Source organism: Mycobacterium sp. IDUB_5 (assembly GCF_055419565.1).
In genome coordinates this window covers 251,674-267,346 of record NZ_JBVAXX010000003.1, presented here as the reverse complement: position 1 = coordinate 267,346, position 15,673 = coordinate 251,674, and the positions used below count along the sequence as shown (strand labels likewise).

Sequence of the window (15,673 nt, the reverse complement as noted above, 5' to 3'; positions counted from 1 at the left end):
TCACACGAGTCTTCGAGCACCCTAATGCCCGGGTATCGCTCACAGGACAAAGACAGACGCCCGGCCGCTCCGAAGAGCAACCGGGCGTCTGTGAGCGGACTGATCAGCGCTTGCTGTACTGAGGCGCCTTGCGGGCCTTCTTCAGACCGTACTTCTTGCGCTCGATGGCGCGCGGGTCACGCGTGAGGAAGCCGGCCTTCTTGAGCGCGGGACGATCCTCGGGCTGGACGATGATGAGCGCCCGGGCGATGGCCAGACGCAGCGCGCCGGCCTGGCCCGAGGGGCCTCCACCATCGAGGTGGGCGTAGATGTCGAAGTGCTCCACCCGGTCGACGGTCACCAGCGGCGCCTTGATGAGCTGCTGGTGCACCTTGTTCGGGAAGTAGTTTTCCAGCGTGCGGCCGTCCAGGTGGAACTGGCCGGTGCCGGGCACCAGGCGGACGCGGACGACCGCTTCCTTGCGGCGGCCGACGGTCTGGATCGGACGGTCGATGACGACGGGCTCGCGCGGAGCGGCCTCGGACTCGACGGAGGTCTCGGTGCCTGAGGCTTCCACGGGCTCGACGGTCTCGGTCGTGTACTCGGGTTCGGTCACTGGGCCACCTGCTTGATCTCGAACGGAATCGGCTGCTGCGCGGCGTGCGGATGGTTCGGGCCGGCGTACACCTTCAGCTTCTTCTGCACCTGACGGCTGAGCTTGGTGTGCGGCAGCATGCCGACGATCGCGTTCTCCACGACCCGGGTGGGGTGCTTGAGCAGCAGTTCGCCGATGGCGCGCTTGCGCAGGCCGCCGGGATACCCCGAGTGCCGGTAGGCGAACTTCTTGGTCAGTTTGTCGCCGCTGATGGCGACCTTGTCGGCGTTGATGACGATGACGAAGTCACCGCCGTCGACATTGGGCGTGAACGTCGGCTTGTGCTTGCCGCGCAGCAGCTTGGCTGCTTCGACGGCGAGCCGGCCGAGTACCACGTCCTGGGCGTCGATGACGTACCACGAACGTGTGGTGTCACCCGCCTTCGGCGTGTACGTAGACACAGCGCTACCTCTGCTTCTCTCTCGGGTGGATCCCGGGGGTTCCGGGTGCCGGTCAGGCGTACGCTCTCGCATTCACGCTCACACCTGCCTCGGCGACCGACGGAGACCCGAGGTACACGACAAGCGCAGCGCACGCCAACGAGGCAGCCTACCGGGGCGTGTCCCCGCAGGTCAAAACGCCCTCATCGGTAGTCGATGACCACCCGGCCGTCGATGCGCCCCTGCTCCATGCGGGCGAACACGTCGTTGATCTCGTCGAGCGTCGCGGTGTGCACGGTCGGGTGGATCAGACCCCGGGCGAAGAAGTCGATGGCCTCGACCATGTCCTGGCGCGTTCCGACGATGGAACCCCGAATCGTGAGCCCCTTGAGCACGATGTCGAAGATCGACGCGGGAAAGTCACCGGGCGGCAGACCGACGAACACGATCGTGCCCCCGCGGCGCGCCAGGCCGATCGCCTGACCGAACGCTTCCGGATGCACCGCGGTGACCAGGACGCCGTGCGCGCCACCGGTGGCCTTCTGCACCTCGGCGACGACATCGGCGGTGCGGGCGTTGACGACGACCTCCGCGCCCAGCCGCGTGGCCAGGTCGAGTTTGGTGTCGTCGACGTCGATGGCGACGACCCGCAGCCCCATCGCGATCGCATACTGCACGGCGACGTGTCCGAGCCCGCCGATCCCGGAGATCGCCACCCACTGCCCCGGCCTGGTGTCGGTCACCTTCAGCGCCTTGTAGACGGTCACGCCGGCACACAGGATCGGCGCCACCTCCACCGGGTCGACACCGTCGGGGATCCGCGCCGCGTACGCCGCGTCGACCAGCATGTAGGACCCGAAGCTGCCGTCGACTGTGTAGCCGCCGTTGCGCTGGTGTTCGCACAGCGTCTCCCATCCGGTGCGGCAGTACTCGCAGCGACCGCACGCCGACCACAGCCACGCGTTGCCGACCTTGTCCCCCACCTTCAGGTCGTCCACACCGTTGCCGACCGCCACCACGGTGCCGTACCCCTCATGGCCCGGAACGAACGGCGGCGTCGGCTTCACAGGCCAATCACCCTGTGCGGCATGCAGATCGGTGTGACAGACCCCGGATGTCTCGAGCTTCACCAGAGCCTGCCCGTCGTCGGGCTTGGGCAGGTCGAGTTCGTCGATCGTCAGCGGAGAACCCAGCTGGTGGACAACGGCGGCGCGCATCGTGTTCTCGGTCATGACTCCATCCCACTGCGGGAAAGAGATGCACGACAGGGACTTAGGCCCTCACCCCAGCGCCGTCCGACCTCAGAACACCCGGTCGACCTGATCGGGGACGAGACTTCCGTCTGCCCGATGCAGCGGCCCGTCCCCGCCGCCGGGTTCGACGTAGCCCTCGGTGGCGCAGGCGTAGGGCTCGGCCTGACCCTCGGGCTCGATGAACATCGGGTTGACGATCCAGCGACTGTCGGCGTCGTCGTAGGCCCGGCACATCAGCTCGGTCTTGTTGCGGTTGATCGCCAGGCGCAGGGCGGTCGCGTCGGAGAGGAAGCTGACGTCGGTGTCGGAGTCCCCCGCCCCGAACGCGGCCCGGTGCGGCGGGACGGCAACGTCGTAGGCGGCCGGGCCTGTGATGCCGAAGACCTGCTCGTTGACGCGGCAGCGCTTGCCGCCGATGTAGGGGATGGAGACCGATCCGCCACACGGCACCAACCGGGAGGTGACGACATCGCCGTCGCGCTCGGTGCGCACACCCATCACCTTGTCGGCCGGGATGCCGAGATCGGCCGCCCACACCCGGACCACGGGCTCGGCTGAGGCCGAGATGATGCGCACGTCGAAACCGTTGGCCTGCAACGCCCCGATGAGGTCACGCATCTGCGGGTAGTAGCGCACCCAGCCCGTCTGCTCGGTGCTACCCACCTTCTGCTCGGTGCCCTCGGGCGCGGCCAGGTTCTCCTGCCGGGCCTGCTCGGCGAACCCGACGAGCACCGGCTCCGGCCACCCCGCCAGCAGCTGCGCGGCCCACGCGTACGCGGGTTCCATCCGGCGCGCGTCGAAGCCGGCGAAGGCCGGTTCTTTCGTGGTGGTCTCCGCGTCGCCGTAGATCGACACCAGCTCGTCGGCGCACGCCACGTCCGTGTCGGTGGGCAACGTCTGACCGGGGACCCCGGCCGCGCACGCCCGTGACAACGCCCCGACGGCGGCCGGGGTGAGGTACGGGCTGGTGGTGGCCCAGTCCGCGGGGGCGCGCAGCTTGCCGTTGCGCACCATCCAGAAGAAGGTGGCGTCCCCGATGTCGTTCTTGACGACGGTGTTGTCCCAGTCGAACAGCGCCAACGGGGCCCCGGCCGCCACGTCGCCCGATCCGCCGCACGTGCCCAGCTCGGCCATCATCGCGTCGATGCGCGCGCGGTTGTCGCCGTACCAGCCGGGGTCGGCGGCCAGCATCCGGCAGGCCGGCGCCGCGGAGGCCTGCGGGATCTCGGCGACGGATCCCGTGAAGGCCAGCGTCGCGGTGGCTGCGGCGGACAGGGCGATCCTGCCGATGCGGCGGAACATGGTGTCTCCCATCAGGTCAGGGCGCTGGTGTCGGGCGCGCCGAGGGCCCGCGAGGTGTCCTTCAGGTCGACGCCGGAGCGGCCGAGTTCGACCGCGCCGCGGACGAGGCCGGCGGCGATGCGCGCGGCCTCGGCGTACCCCAACCCGCCGGGCGGGTGGATGTTCGAGATGCAGTTGCGGTCCGCGTCAGTGCCACCGACCCGCGGCAGATGCGTCAGGTAGATCCCCAGACTGTCCACCACGCTCAGGCCGGGCCGCTCCCCGATGATGACCAGCACCGTACGGACCCCGGCGGCCACAGCGATGTGATCGCCCAGCGCCACCCGGGCCTGCGTCGCGATGACCGGCGGCGCCAGTGTGTGCTGCGGCGCGAGCTGCGCGACGAGCGCGGCCAGCAGCTTCGGTCCGTGCAGCCCCAGCGCCGTCGGGGACAGGCCGTCGGCGAGGACGACACCGATGTCGGCACCTGTGCGGGGCACGTGCGCGACGTCTGCGGGCAGACGGCCGAGGTCGGGCCGGCGTAGATACTCCGCCCGGGAGGTGGCGCGGCTGGACACCACCGCGGGCTCGCCGATGCCGACGTCGCGCACCTGGGCGACGACAGTGTCGACATCGAGCGGGTGGTGCACAGCATCGCGAGCCGCGGCATGCGCCGCGGCGAGCTCGAGGACATCCCGGCTGGGCAACGCGTTCCCCGCACGCCCCAACCCGATCCGCGCCTGCGTCGTGCTCCGCAACTCGTTCCAGAATGCTTGGGCGGCAACCTGATCCGATGTCATGGGCGAACTCATGACGCCGCCAGCGCGCGCAGCGGCGAACGCGTCACGTCCAGCGGGATCACCCGGCCGGCGTCGTCCATCATGCCGACCGTGCGCAGCCACGCCTCGAACTCCGGCGCAGGCCGCAACCCCATGGTGCGGCGGGTCACCAGCACGTCGTGGAACGACAGGCTCTGGTAGCCGAGCATCACGTCGTCGGCGCCGGGCACGGTGATGACGAACGCCACCCCGGCCGCGGCGAGCAGCGTGAGCAGCGTGTCCATGTCGTTCTGGTCGGCCTCGGCGTGGTTGGTGTAGCAGACGTCGACACCCATCGGCAGGCCGAGCAGCTTGCCGCAGAAGTGGTCCTCCAGCCCGGCGCGCACGATCTGCTTGCCGTCGTAGAGATACTCCGGCCCGATGAAGCCCACCACGGTGTTGACGAGCAGCGGCTGCAGGTCGCGCGCCACCGCATAGGCCCGCACCTCCAGGGTCTGCTGATCGACGGGCCGGCCGCCGGTGCCGAGATGGGTGCCCGAGCTCAGCGCGGACCCCTGCCCCGTCTCCAGGTACATGACGTTGTTGCCGACGGTGCCGCGCCCGAGCGAGCGGGCCGCCTCGTTGCCTTCGCGCAGCACCGCGAGATCGACGCCGAATGCGCTGTTGGCTCCCTCGGTGCCCGCGATGGACTGGAACACCAGGTCGACGGGCACGCCCTGCTCGATCAGCCCGATCGTCGTGGTCACGTGGGAGAGCACACAGGACTGCACGGGGATGTCGTAGCGGGCGCGGATCGAGTCCAGCAGGTGCAGCAGGTCGGCGGTGGCGTGCGGCGAATCGGTCGCCGGGTTGATGCCGATGACGGCGTCGCCACAGCCCAGCAGCAGCCCGTCCAGGACGGCGGCGGCGATGCCTCGCGGGTCGTCGGTCGGGTGGTTGGGCTGCAGCCGGGTGGCCAGCGTGCCGGGGACGCCGACGGTGGTGCGGAACGCGGCGCGGACCTCGGTGGCGGCCGCGACGGCGATCAGGTCCTGGTTGCGCATGATCTTGCTGACCGCCGCGACCATCTCGGGAGTCAGCCCGGGCGCGATCGCCGCGATCCCTGCCGCGCCGTCGTCGCGCGCGGCCGCGTCGAGCAGCCAGTCCCTCAGCCCGCCCACCGTGAGGTGGGAGATCGCCGAAAACGCTTGGCGGTCATGGCCGTCGATGATCAGCCGAGTGACTTCGTCACTCTCGTAGGGCACCACGAGCTCGGTGAGAAAGGTGTCCAGCGGGAGGTCGGCCAACGCCCAGGCCGCCGCCGCGCGTTCGGCGTCGCTGTCGGCGGCGCACCCGGCGAGCTGATCACCGGACCGCAGCGGGGTGGCCTTGGCCATCAGGTCGACCAGCCCGTCGAAGCTGTAAGTCGTTCCCGAGATCTGCTGGTGGAACTTCACGTCAGACCCCCTTCCGCCTGTGCGAGCATCGCGAACTCTTCGTCGGGCGAGTTGGCCACCAGCCGGTGCCGGCTGACGAACGCGAAATACAGCAGGAACGCGGCGAACACCGCGAGGCAGCACAGCGCGGCGATGGTGTCGACCAGGAACGTCGCGATCACCGCCAACGCGGCGATGACCAACGCGAATCCGGTGGTCGCCACGCCGCCCGGCGTGCGGTAGGGCCGCGGCATGGTCGGCTCGCGTCGTCGCAGCACGATGTGGCTGACCATCATCAGCACGTAGCTCACCGCAGCCCCGAACACCGCCATGTTGAGCAGCAGATCACCCTTGCCCGTCAGCGACAACGCGAAGCCGATCAGGCCGGGCACGATCAACGCCAGCGTCGGCGCCTTGCGCGAGTTCGTCACCGACAGCACGGTCGGCAGGTAGCCGGCCCGCGACAGCGCGAACAGCTGCCGGGAGTAGGCGTAGATGATCGAGAAGAAACTGGCGACCAACCCGGCCAGCCCGATGTAGTTGACAACGGTGGCAGCGGTGGTGCTTCCGAGCGCCTCGACCAGTGGGTTGCCGGACTCCGACATCGCGGCCGCACCGCCGGCGCCGGTGGCCAGCACGAGGACCCCGACGCACGTCACCAGCAGCACGCCCATCGCCGCGATGATGCCGCGCGGCACGTTGCGCTCTGGGTTGGCCGTCTCCTCCGCGGCCAGCGGTACGCCTTCGACGGCCAGGAAGAACCAGATCGCGAACGGGATCGCCGCCCAGATGCCGAGGTAACCGTAGGGCAGCAGCGACGACGCGCCGGCGGCGTCGGTCGGTGCGATGTCGGTGAGATTCGCCGCGTCGAAGCTACCGACCGCGGCGATGGCGAACACCACCAGTCCGACCAGGGCGATGGCGGTGATCACGAACATCACCTTGAGCGCCTCGCCGACGCCCGACAGGTGGATTCCGATGAAGACCGCGTAGGCGACCAGATACACCCACCAGCCGTTCTGAATACCAAAGAGCCCCAACGATTCCACGTAGGCGCCGATGAACGTGGCGATGGCCGCGGGGGCGATCGAGTACTCGATGAGGATGGCGGTGCCGGTGGCGAAACCGCCCCACGGACCGAGCGCGCGCCGGGCGAAGGTGTAGCCGCCGCCCGCTGCGGGCAGCGCCGACGACAGCTCGGCCATGCCGAGCACCAGAGCCAGGTACATCGCGGCGATGATGACCGCGGCGATCGCCAGCCCGCCGAAGCCGCCGTGGCCGAGGCCGAAGTTCCAGCCGGAGTAATCCCCGGAAACGACGTAGCTGACGCCGAGCCCGGCGAGCAGCAGCCAGCCTGCACTTCCCTGTTTCAGCTGGCGCCGTGCCAGGTATTCGTCGGTCTGTCGGTTTTCTGCGACGCTCTGACGCGGACTCGAGGGCATGATCACTACTTCTATCTGTCGTATGTTTCGGGAGCTTTAAAGGTCGGTTATCCGACCATAAAAGATGACCGGAAAAACCCCGACACGGATCGCTCCGCGCCGGGGTCTTCTGGCGGTAGGGGCGGCTCAGAAAAAGCCGAGGGCCTTGTCGCTGTAGCTGACCAGCAGGTTCTTGGTCTGCTGGTAGTGGTCGAGCATCATCTTGTGGTTCTCCCGACCGATGCCGGACTGCTTGTACCCGCCGAATGCGGCATGCGCCGGGTACTGGTGGTAGCAGTTGGTCCAGACGCGGCCGGCCTTGATGTCGCGGCCCGCGCGGTAGGCGGTGTTGCCGTCACGGCTCCACACCCCGGCACCCAGCCCGTACAGCGTGTCGTTGGCGATGCTGATGGCCTCGTCGTAATCGCTGAACGAGGTCACCGCGACGACGGGACCGAAGATCTCCTCCTGGAACAGCCGCATCTTGTTGTGGCCGGTGAAGATCGTCGGCGCCACGTAGTACCCGCCGTTGAGGTCGCCGCCGAGCTCCGCGCGCTCACCACCGGTGACCAGCTGCGCGCCCTCGCTCTTGCCGATCTCGATGTAGGACAGGATCTTCTCGAGCTGATCGTTGGACGCCTGCGCGCCGATCATCGTCTCGGTGTCCAGCGGATCGCCCTGACGAACGGCCTTCGTGCGAATCGCGGCGAGTGCCAGGAATTCATCGTAGATGTCCGCCTGGATCAGCGAGCGCGACGGGCAGGTGCACACCTCGCCCTGGTTGAGGGCGAACATCGTGAAGCCCTCGAGCGCCTTGTCCTGGTAGTTGTCCGCCTCGGCCATCACATCGTTGAAGAAGATGTTCGGGCTCTTGCCGCCCAGCTCGAGCGTGACGGGGATCAGGTTCTGCGACGCGTACTGCATGATCAGCCGGCCGGTGGTGGTCTCGCCGGTGAACGCGATCTTGGAAATGCGGTTGCTCGACGCCAGCGGCTTGCCTGCCTCGACGCCGAAGCCGTTGACGATGTTGACGACACCGGCGGGCAGCAGGTCGCCGATGACCTCGAACAGGTAGAGGATCGACGCGGGCGTCTGCTCGGCGGGCTTGAGCACGATCGCGTTGCCTGCCGCCAGTGCCGGGGCCAACTTCCAGACGGCCATCAGGATCGGGAAGTTCCAGGGGATGATCTGGCCGACGACGCCGAGCGGCTCGTGGAAGTGGTAGGCGACGGTGTCGTCGTCGACCTCCGACAGCGAACCTTCTTGTGCGCGAATGCATCCGGCGAAGTAACGGAAGTGGTCGATGGCCAGCGGGATGTCGGCGTTGAGCGTCTCGCGGATCGGCTTGCCGTTGTCCCACGACTCGGCCAGTGCGATCGACTCGAGGTTCTCCTCGATACGGTCGGCGATCTTGTTGAGGATCACCGCACGCTCGGCAGCCGAGGTCTTACCCCAGGCGGGCGCCGCGGCGTGCGCGGCATCGAGGGCGGCCTCGATGTCGGACTCGTCGGAGCGCGCCACCTCGGTGAACGCCTGGCCGGTGACCGGCGTGGGGTTCTCGAAGTAGCGACCCGCTTTCGGCGGCACCCATTGGCCGCCGATGAAATTCTCGTAGCGGGGCTTGAACGACATCAGCGAGCCGTCGGTCCCCGGTCGGGCATACACAGTCATGGTGGTACTCCTGCTCGTGTGGTGTGCGTCACTGAACCTACGCGCGCCACCGTTGCAGCACGGTTGCATAGATCTGCAACCGTCTCGGAGTCAGCCGAGTTCGTAGTCGATGCCGGCGAGATGGCCGCGCGCCTGGGCCCGCGCGAGCGCATTCAGCCCGGAGCAGTCCCGAAGCGCCTGCCAACCGTCACGGTCGTCGCGCCCTTCGGGCAGATCGAGCCAGCGCCGCAGGAGGTCGGCCCGACCGCGCCGACTCTCCGCGAGCACCGCCTCACGCAGCGTGGTCGACAGAGCGGTGCGCAGACGCGCCACCGCCGGGGAGACCGACTGGCGCAGCAGCGGCCCGGAGTACCGGTCTAGTGCGGCGTCGACGTCACCGGCGTCGAGCGCGTCGAACACTTCGCCGATGTCGCTGGTGATCGGAGCGAGTAGCCGGTAGGGCCGTGAGCCGAGGTTCTCCGCGCCAATCACCTTGCGCAACCTCGACATCTCCGCGCGGACGGTGACGACGTCGAGGTCCTTGTCGTCGAGCAGGACCGCGAGATGGTCCGCGGACAGCCCCTCCGGATGCCTGCTCAGCAGCACGAGGATGTCCGCGTGCCGGCCGGTGAGGTAGGTGGCCTGCAGGTGCCCGTACGCGTCGGAGGTCACCCAGCGGGGCCGATCGCCGCCGAGGACCACGAGGTGCGGTTTGCGAGCCGCGGGTTCGGGGCCGATCCCGGCGACCCGCAGCAGCGCGAGATGGTTCTCCACGGCGACGGCGGTGGCCCGCACCAGCGCCAGGGTCTGCGACGACGCCACCTGCGCGTCACCGGTCAGGTCGATCGCGCCGAGCAGCGCCCCGGTGGTCGGGTCGTGCACGGGGGCGGCGGTGCAACTCCACGGCTGGACGATGCGGGAGAAGTGCTCGGAGCCGTGGATCTGTAGTTCCCTGTCCAGGGCCAGGGCGGTCCCGGGGGCGTTGGTGCCGGCGCCTTGTTCGCTCCAGTCGGCGCCGGGCACGAAGTTCATCGCCTCGGCGCGGCGGCAGGCATTGGGATCGCCCTCGACCCACAGCAACGTGCCGTCGGCGGCACTGACGGCGACCACCACGCCGGAGTCGACCGCATCGTTGACCAGCAGGCGACGGATGACCGGCAGCGCCGGCGCCAGCGGGTGGGTGTCGCGCAGCCGCGCGACCGCGGTTACGGCTTCGGCGGCCCGGGCACCGTGGAAGTCGGGATCGACGCCCACTGCCCGACTGCGTTCCCAGCTCTGCGCGACGACCGGCCGCACAGCCGAGTTCAGGTCACTGGCGTCGACCTCGCCGGCGATGAACTTCTCGTGGACGGTACTCAGCGTCGCCGATAGCGGCCGGGAGCCAGCCCGCCCGTTCGTCGTCTTCGCAGTTGCCACGGGGCGATCCTTTGTGTCCGCCATCACACCTGCCCCTCACCCTATCCCACCGAGCACGGGCGGGGAGGCACTGTGCGACCCCCGGTCGGCTCCCCTCCTCCCGGGGGTCGCACAGCGTTCGGTGGGGCGCCTACGCACCCCAGGCGTGGGCGGCACTGCGGTCGGTCGCCGCGACGTCGTCGGCGCCGTCGCGCACCGCATTACCCAGACGGAACAGGATGTCGTTGAGCGCCGCCGCGGATTGCTCCCACCGCGTCTGCTCGACCCGGTACGCCTCGGCGGCGTCGCGGGTCCAGACCTGTTGCAGCGGAGCGATCTGAGTGCGCAGATCGTCCAGCGCGGCGTTGAAGCGGGACGAGGTCGCGTGGATCTGCTGGCGGATCGTGTGCTCGATGGCGGCGAAATCGTAGGACAGCATCGGGTCCATGTCGGTTCTCCTACAGGTGGGCTGACGCCGAGCCGATGGCCTGGGCATGGCTGTCGGTGACCTGGCGCAGGGTGCGCTCGTTGTCGCGGATGGTCTCGGCGATGCGCTGCAGCGCCGCGTGCAACCGCAGCGACTCCGCATTCCAGCGGTCGACCACGTCCCGGAACCGGGCCGCGGCGGCTCCGCCCCACACCGAGGCGGGCACGCTGCTCATCTGGCCGATGAACGAGGCCAGCATGGCGCGGATCTCCTCGTTGCGGGCTTCGGTCTTGCCCGCCACCGCGGCCATGAGGTCGAAGTCGGTGGCCAGTGCTCCACCAGTGGCTCCTGACGGGATCGGCATCGTAGATCCTTCCATGTGGTTTGTGGTTCATTTCTCCTGGCGTTCTACATGTTTGGACGCATGGGCCACCGGATCGGTTCCGTCGACTTATCCACCGACCGCATGGGCGCTGCGCACCGCGCGGGCACACGCCGCGGCGATCAGGTCGGCGTGGCCGGGCGTGCTCTGACAGCCCACGGCGATACGGACATTCCCGTCGCCGACCACCGCCCACGACGTCTGGCTGCCGTCACGCACCTCGCGGTAGGTCACCGCGGCGCGGTCGCCGACCTCACCGTCGGGCCGGAAGTCGACGAACACCCCCGAAGGAGCGGATGCGATTGCGCGGTGCAGGGATTCGGCGATGTCGTCGGGGCCCGCCGGCCCGAGGGACTGTGTGAGGTGCAGCGCCGAAAGCCCATCGGGCGCGCTGACACGCACCCTGGCCGAGCCCGGCCCCGAGGTGATGCGTTCAGCCGCCCAGCCGGCGGGCACATCGATCGCGGCCCGGCCTTCGGTGAGCACCCTCCACTGCGCGGGCTCCGGGTCGCGGAGCACCCAGGGGACGGTGGACGCGACCATCACGGCCGCGCCCAGAGCGATCGCGGGCCGGCGGAACCGGGGTCGCGCCGTCAGCGTCGTCGTCACCGCGGCTTCGACGTCCTCGCGCTGTACGCGCCGCGCGGTGGACGACGTCGGGCTGGCGACACCCGGTGGCACGTCGACCAGTGCAGAGCTCGGCAGGGTGTCACCGTCACGGCCGACCACGCGGAGAGGCCGGCCGGGCTCCGCAATAGCGACCACGTCGGCGGAGAGCTCCACGACGGTCGAGGCCGACCCGGCGGCGCTGAGCAGGGGTCCGCGACGGAACACCCGAACGTCGTCGGCAACTGCCCCCGCAGCGTCGGTCACGGACACCGTCCAGCGAACCGGCCACCAGCTCGGCACCACCACGGCCAGTGAACGCGTCGGCCCGCCCGCCGCCGCCCAGAGCACCTCGCGCAGAACGTCTGACACGTCGACGACGCGGTCCTCCACCACGGCGAGCCGATCTCCCACAGCCGCGACGGCCGCTTCGGCCCATTCCGCGGGCGGGCTACCCGGACCCCGCACCGTCACCGGGCCGACCTCGACGACCACGGGTGTCACGGCGGATCGTGCCATCCCACCTGGACCAGTTCGTCGGCGCGGCCGCGCACCGACAGCACGCCACGGCCGGCCGGCAGCGGCGCAGCACGGGTGCTGCCCAGCAGCATCCCTTCCTCCGGCGAGGCGCTCATCAGAAAGCCGCTGCAGCCCATGTCCCGCAGGCGCGTCAGCACCGGATCGAACATCGCCCGGGATGCTCCACCGGATCGACGCGCGACGATGACGTGTAGCCCGAGATCCTTGGCGTGCGGCAGGAAATCGGCCAGCGGGGTGAGCGGGTTGCCGGTGGCGCCGGCCACCAGGTCGTAATCGTCGACGACGACGTAGATGTCGGGCCCGGTCCACCACGACCGTGCACGCAGTTGCCGCTGGGTGACGTGCTCGTCGGGCATACGGGCGGTCAGCCGGGCAGTCAAGGCGCTCAGCCGCGCCTCCAACGCGACAGGAGATGCCGAATAGCCTGCGAGATGGCCGGTTTCGACGACGCCCAGCAGGGTGCGCCGATAGTCGACGATCTCCAGCGAGACGTCCTCCGGCGCGTGCGTCCGTACCAGATCGATGCACAACGTCCGCAGGAGCGCCGTTTTGCCGGATTCACCGTCGCCCAGAATCAGCAGGTGCGGATTCTCGGCGACGTTCAGACTGACGGCGCCGAGATCACGCTCCCCCAGACCGACGAGTACGTGATCGCGCTCCCGCGGCCCCACGCTGATCGATTCGTGATCCACTGTGGTGGGCAGTAATTCGACCCGCGGGGCACGCCGGCCGCCGGCGTGGGTGCGGATCTGCGCAGCTCCCGGCAAAGCGATCGCCATCTGGTGACCGTCGCGGGTCAGGCCGCGCCCAGCCGGGGCCGTGCCCAGCTCACGAGCGCGCCGCCGATCCATCTCCGATTCGGCAGGCTCCCCGAGCCTCAGTTCGATGCGTGTGCCGATCTGGTCTTTCAGCGCCGGACGCAGGTCGGCCCACCGGGACGCGGCCAGCACCACGTGTACCCCGTAGGAGAGACCTCGCGTTGCGAGTGCGGTGATCGCGGACTCGAAAGCGTCGAATTCGGCTCGGACGGTGGACCATCCGTCGACGACGAGGAACACGTCCGGATCGGAGTCGCTCCGAGAAGTCTCTTCCCGTCGGCGCAGGACGGCCTCGACGTGGGCGACGGTGCGACGGCACAGGTCGGCTTCCAGCCGGCCCGCTACACATCCGACGTGCGGTAGCTCCCGCAGCGCAGTCAGGGCACCACCGCCGAAGTCCAGACAGTAGAACTGCACCGCGGCGGCGTCATGGCGCGCGCCGAGTGCGGCCACCAACGTCCGCAGCGTCGTCGACTTGCCCGATTGCGGCGCGCCGACGATCGCGGCATTGCCTGCCGCACCTGACATGTCGACGACGAGAGGCTCGTACCGCTGCTTGAACGGTCGGTCGATCAGGCCGATCGGCACGCGCAAAGGGCTCGGCTCGAACCCGCTCAACAGGTCGTCGAGGATCGGGGAGCGTCGCAGCGGCGGCAGCCACACGCGGTGCGCTTGGCGACCATGCCCTTCGAGTCGGGCGACCATCGTCTCAAGCAGTGGCCTCGAAGCCGGCCGCTCCGCGGGAGTCCGCTGTGTGAGAGGTTCGACGACGACGCGCGTGTCCTCGGAGGCAGGCGCGGTGATCGGCACGCGACCCGAGACGTACGCCGCCTGGAAGCGGGTGACCTGCCCGGTCGCGGTCTTGAGGAAGGCGGCCCCGGGGCGGGCGGGAAGGTGGTAGGCGTCGGGCGCTCCGAGGACGGCGCGAGAGTCGGCCGCCGAGAACGTCTTCAGGCAGACGCGGTAGGACAGATGGGCTTCGAGCCCCCGCAACCGCCCCTCGTCGAGGCGTTGGCTGGCCAGCAACAGGTGCATGCCCAGTGAGCGACCCAGACGGCCCACCGCGACGAACAGGTCGGCGAAATCGGGATGCTGGCTGAGCAGTTCGGAGAACTCGTCGATGACGACGAACAGGGACGGTAACGGCGCCAACCGCGGATCGCGAGTGCGGGCTCGCCGGTACGCCGCGATGTCCGCGAGGTTTCCCGTTGCTCTGAGCAGCTCCTGCCTGCGGGTGATCTCACCGGAGAGCGCGTCGCGCATCCTCGCCACCAGCGGCGCCTCGTCGGCGAGGTTCGTGATCACCGCCGAGACGTGGTTGATGGTGTCGAGACCGACAAACGTCGCCCCGCCTTTGAAGTCGACGAGGATGAGGTTCAGTTCGTCCGGGGAATGCGCGGTGATCATGCCGAGCACCAGGGTGCGCAGGAACTCCGACTTGCCGGATCCCGTCGCACCGACGCAGAGCCCGTGTGGACCCATGCCGCCGGCCGCGGCCTCCTTGATGTCGAGCTCGACCACGGCTCCGTCCTCACCCACCCCGACGGGCACCCGCAGGGGCGCACTGGTGCGCTGCGGCCACCGGACGGTCGGATCGAAGGCGTCCGGATCGGCGATACCCATCAAGGCCGGCCAGCCGTCGCGCCGGGACGACGCACGCTGCGGCGTCCAGCGGGCGATCCGGCGCGCGCAGGCTAGCGCCTCTGGGAGCGACAGCTCGTCGTAGCGGGCAGTCACGTTCACGCCGTCGGCGGCCACGACCACCGGTGACCGAGCGGCGCAGATCTGCACAATGGTCACACCGTCGGCGACCGGCGGCGCAGCGCCGTCGGCGATGATCACCCGGTGCTGCGGCGTCTGGTCCGCCCGAGTGTGCGGAAGCCATGCAAGCCAATCCCATTCGTGACCGTCGCTCGGGGCGACCGCTATCCCGAGCAGGGCGGGCCCATGAGCGACCGCGATCTGACACACGAGCGCCCGCGCCACCGCTCGGCAGGAGCCGGGTTCGCCGGTGATCGTGATCGATCTCGACTGGTCCAACGACACCAGTACAGGCATCTCGTGGGCCGATGACCCGGCGGCGGCGAGCCGGCGCACCGCGGCGGCGGTGACCGGGTCGGCGTCGTCGTCGGACGCGAGCTCGGGCAGCACGACCGCCGTCATCGGGTCCACGTCACCGATTCCGACCCTCGCACAGAGCAATTCGGGATGTGTGTCACCGCGCTGCCACATCGACTGTGTGCCGACGAGCGGCCAGAGCGCGTCCGGGTCGGGATGGTGGCGATACAGCCACATGTGCTGGGTGATGGCACCGGTGTGGACGGCGGCATCGACGGTGTCGAGATAGCGTAGATAGTTGGCACGTTGGGCGTTGATCTCGGCGGTTCGGGCGCCTCCGCGACCGCCGTGGGCCAGCATGCCGATCAGCGAGACCAGCATCATCGCCGGCAGGACCAGGAACATCGGGCTGCGCGAGGCCGATGCACCCGACCGCAGGTACAGCGCACTCATCCCCACCACGGCGGCGACCATCGCGACCGGCATCAACCGCGCCACCGGGTTGACCGGTGTCGCCTCGGGCAGCGGCGGCGGCGCGTCGAGCGCGATGCGGCCGCCCGGCCGGCGCAAGGGTTCCATGTAGGAGCAGACGCACCAGCACGCGCTGCGGTTCCATCCGTCGGCGGAAAACATT

At 69.4% G+C, this 15,673-nt stretch carries 12 protein-coding genes and 1 pseudogene; all 13 read right to left on the bottom strand.

The annotated features are described in order from the left end of the window. Window positions 1-103: 103 nt before the first annotated feature. Window positions 104-543 (bottom strand): annotated as a pseudogene (gene rpsI / locus ACZY1G_RS10625) (30S ribosomal protein S9); the annotation flags it as partial. Between the two features lie 48 nt (window positions 544-591). Then, on the bottom strand, window positions 592-1,035 hold the full coding sequence (gene rplM / locus ACZY1G_RS10620) for a 50S ribosomal protein L13 (RefSeq protein WP_463814225.1): 444 nt from the start codon (window positions 1,033-1,035) through the stop codon (window positions 592-594). A gap of 182 nt (window positions 1,036-1,217) precedes the next feature. Then, window positions 1,218-2,246, bottom strand: a complete 1,029-nt coding sequence (gene adhP / locus ACZY1G_RS10615; RefSeq protein WP_463814224.1) for an alcohol dehydrogenase AdhP — start codon at window positions 2,244-2,246, stop codon at window positions 1,218-1,220. A 69-nt stretch (window positions 2,247-2,315) separates the two neighbouring features. Then, entirely contained in the window at window positions 2,316-3,581 is a 1,266-nt protein-coding gene (locus ACZY1G_RS10610) for a haloacid dehalogenase-like hydrolase (RefSeq protein WP_463822343.1), read from the bottom strand. Further along, window positions 3,581-4,348: an ethanolamine ammonia-lyase subunit EutC gene (gene eutC, locus ACZY1G_RS10605; RefSeq protein ID WP_463814222.1), complete on the bottom strand. Its 768-nt coding sequence runs from the start codon at window positions 4,346-4,348 to the stop codon at window positions 3,581-3,583. Before eutC ends, ACZY1G_RS10610 begins: the two co-directional genes overlap by 1 nt. Before the next feature lie 8 nt (window positions 4,349-4,356). After that, window positions 4,357-5,763 carry an ethanolamine ammonia-lyase subunit EutB gene (locus ACZY1G_RS10600; RefSeq protein ID WP_463814221.1) on the bottom strand — a complete coding sequence of 469 codons (1,407 nt, stop codon included), beginning with the start codon at window positions 5,761-5,763 and terminating at the stop codon, window positions 4,357-4,359. Then, window positions 5,760-7,184: an ethanolamine permease gene (gene eat, locus ACZY1G_RS10595; protein ID WP_463814220.1), complete on the bottom strand. Its 1,425-nt coding sequence runs from the start codon at window positions 7,182-7,184 to the stop codon at window positions 5,760-5,762. Before eat ends, ACZY1G_RS10600 begins: the two co-directional genes overlap by 4 nt. A gap of 126 nt (window positions 7,185-7,310) precedes the next feature. Further along, window positions 7,311-8,834 (bottom strand): aldehyde dehydrogenase, encoded by a 1,524-nt coding sequence (gene adh / locus ACZY1G_RS10590; protein WP_463814219.1) that lies wholly within the window; start codon window positions 8,832-8,834, stop codon window positions 7,311-7,313. Window positions 8,835-8,924: 90 nt separating this feature from the next. Next, entirely contained in the window at window positions 8,925-10,253 is a 1,329-nt protein-coding gene (locus tag ACZY1G_RS10585) for a helix-turn-helix domain-containing protein (protein ID WP_463814218.1), read from the bottom strand. Between the two features lie 106 nt (window positions 10,254-10,359). Then, a complete protein-coding gene (locus ACZY1G_RS10580) occupies window positions 10,360-10,656 on the bottom strand; it encodes a WXG100 family type VII secretion target (protein ID WP_463814217.1) in 297 nt (98 codons plus the stop codon). A gap of 10 nt (window positions 10,657-10,666) precedes the next feature. Continuing rightward, entirely contained in the window at window positions 10,667-10,999 is a 333-nt protein-coding gene (locus ACZY1G_RS10575) for a WXG100 family type VII secretion target (RefSeq protein ID WP_463814216.1), read from the bottom strand. 87 nt (window positions 11,000-11,086) lie between these two features. After that, window positions 11,087-12,142, bottom strand: coding sequence for a type VII secretion-associated protein (locus ACZY1G_RS10570; protein ID WP_463822342.1), 1,056 nt, complete (start codon window positions 12,140-12,142; stop codon window positions 11,087-11,089). Continuing rightward, window positions 12,124-15,618: a type VII secretion protein EccCa gene (eccCa, locus tag ACZY1G_RS10565; RefSeq protein ID WP_463822611.1), complete on the bottom strand. Its 3,495-nt coding sequence runs from the start codon at window positions 15,616-15,618 to the stop codon at window positions 12,124-12,126. Before eccCa ends, ACZY1G_RS10570 begins: the two co-directional genes overlap by 19 nt. Between the last annotated feature and the right edge of the window lie 55 nt (window positions 15,619-15,673).

Bases quoted from the DNA above. Each gene is read 5' to 3' on its own strand.
- adhP (WP_463814224.1), bottom strand. From the start codon at position 2,246: ATGACCGAGAACACGATGCGCGCCGCCGTTGTCCACCAGCTGGGTTCT.
- ACZY1G_RS10610 (WP_463822343.1), bottom strand. From the start codon at position 3,581: ATGGGAGACACCATGTTCCGCCGCATCGGCAGGATCGCCCTGTCCGCC.
- eutC (WP_463814222.1), bottom strand. From the start codon at position 4,348: ATGACATCGGATCAGGTTGCCGCCCAAGCATTCTGGAACGAGTTGCGG.
- eat (WP_463814220.1), bottom strand. From the start codon at position 7,184: ATGCCCTCGAGTCCGCGTCAGAGCGTCGCAGAAAACCGACAGACCGAC.
- adh (WP_463814219.1), bottom strand. From the start codon at position 8,834: ATGACTGTGTATGCCCGACCGGGGACCGACGGCTCGCTGATGTCGTTC.
- ACZY1G_RS10585 (WP_463814218.1), bottom strand. From the start codon at position 10,253: ATGGCGGACACAAAGGATCGCCCCGTGGCAACTGCGAAGACGACGAAC.
- ACZY1G_RS10580 (WP_463814217.1), bottom strand. From the start codon at position 10,656: ATGGACCCGATGCTGTCCTACGATTTCGCCGCCATCGAGCACACGATC.
- ACZY1G_RS10575 (WP_463814216.1), bottom strand. From the start codon at position 10,999: ATGCCGATCCCGTCAGGAGCCACTGGTGGAGCACTGGCCACCGACTTC.
- ACZY1G_RS10570 (WP_463822342.1), bottom strand. From the start codon at position 12,142: ATGGCACGATCCGCCGTGACACCCGTGGTCGTCGAGGTCGGCCCGGTG.
- eccCa (WP_463822611.1), bottom strand. From the start codon at position 15,618: ATGGAACCCTTGCGCCGGCCGGGCGGCCGCATCGCGCTCGACGCGCCG.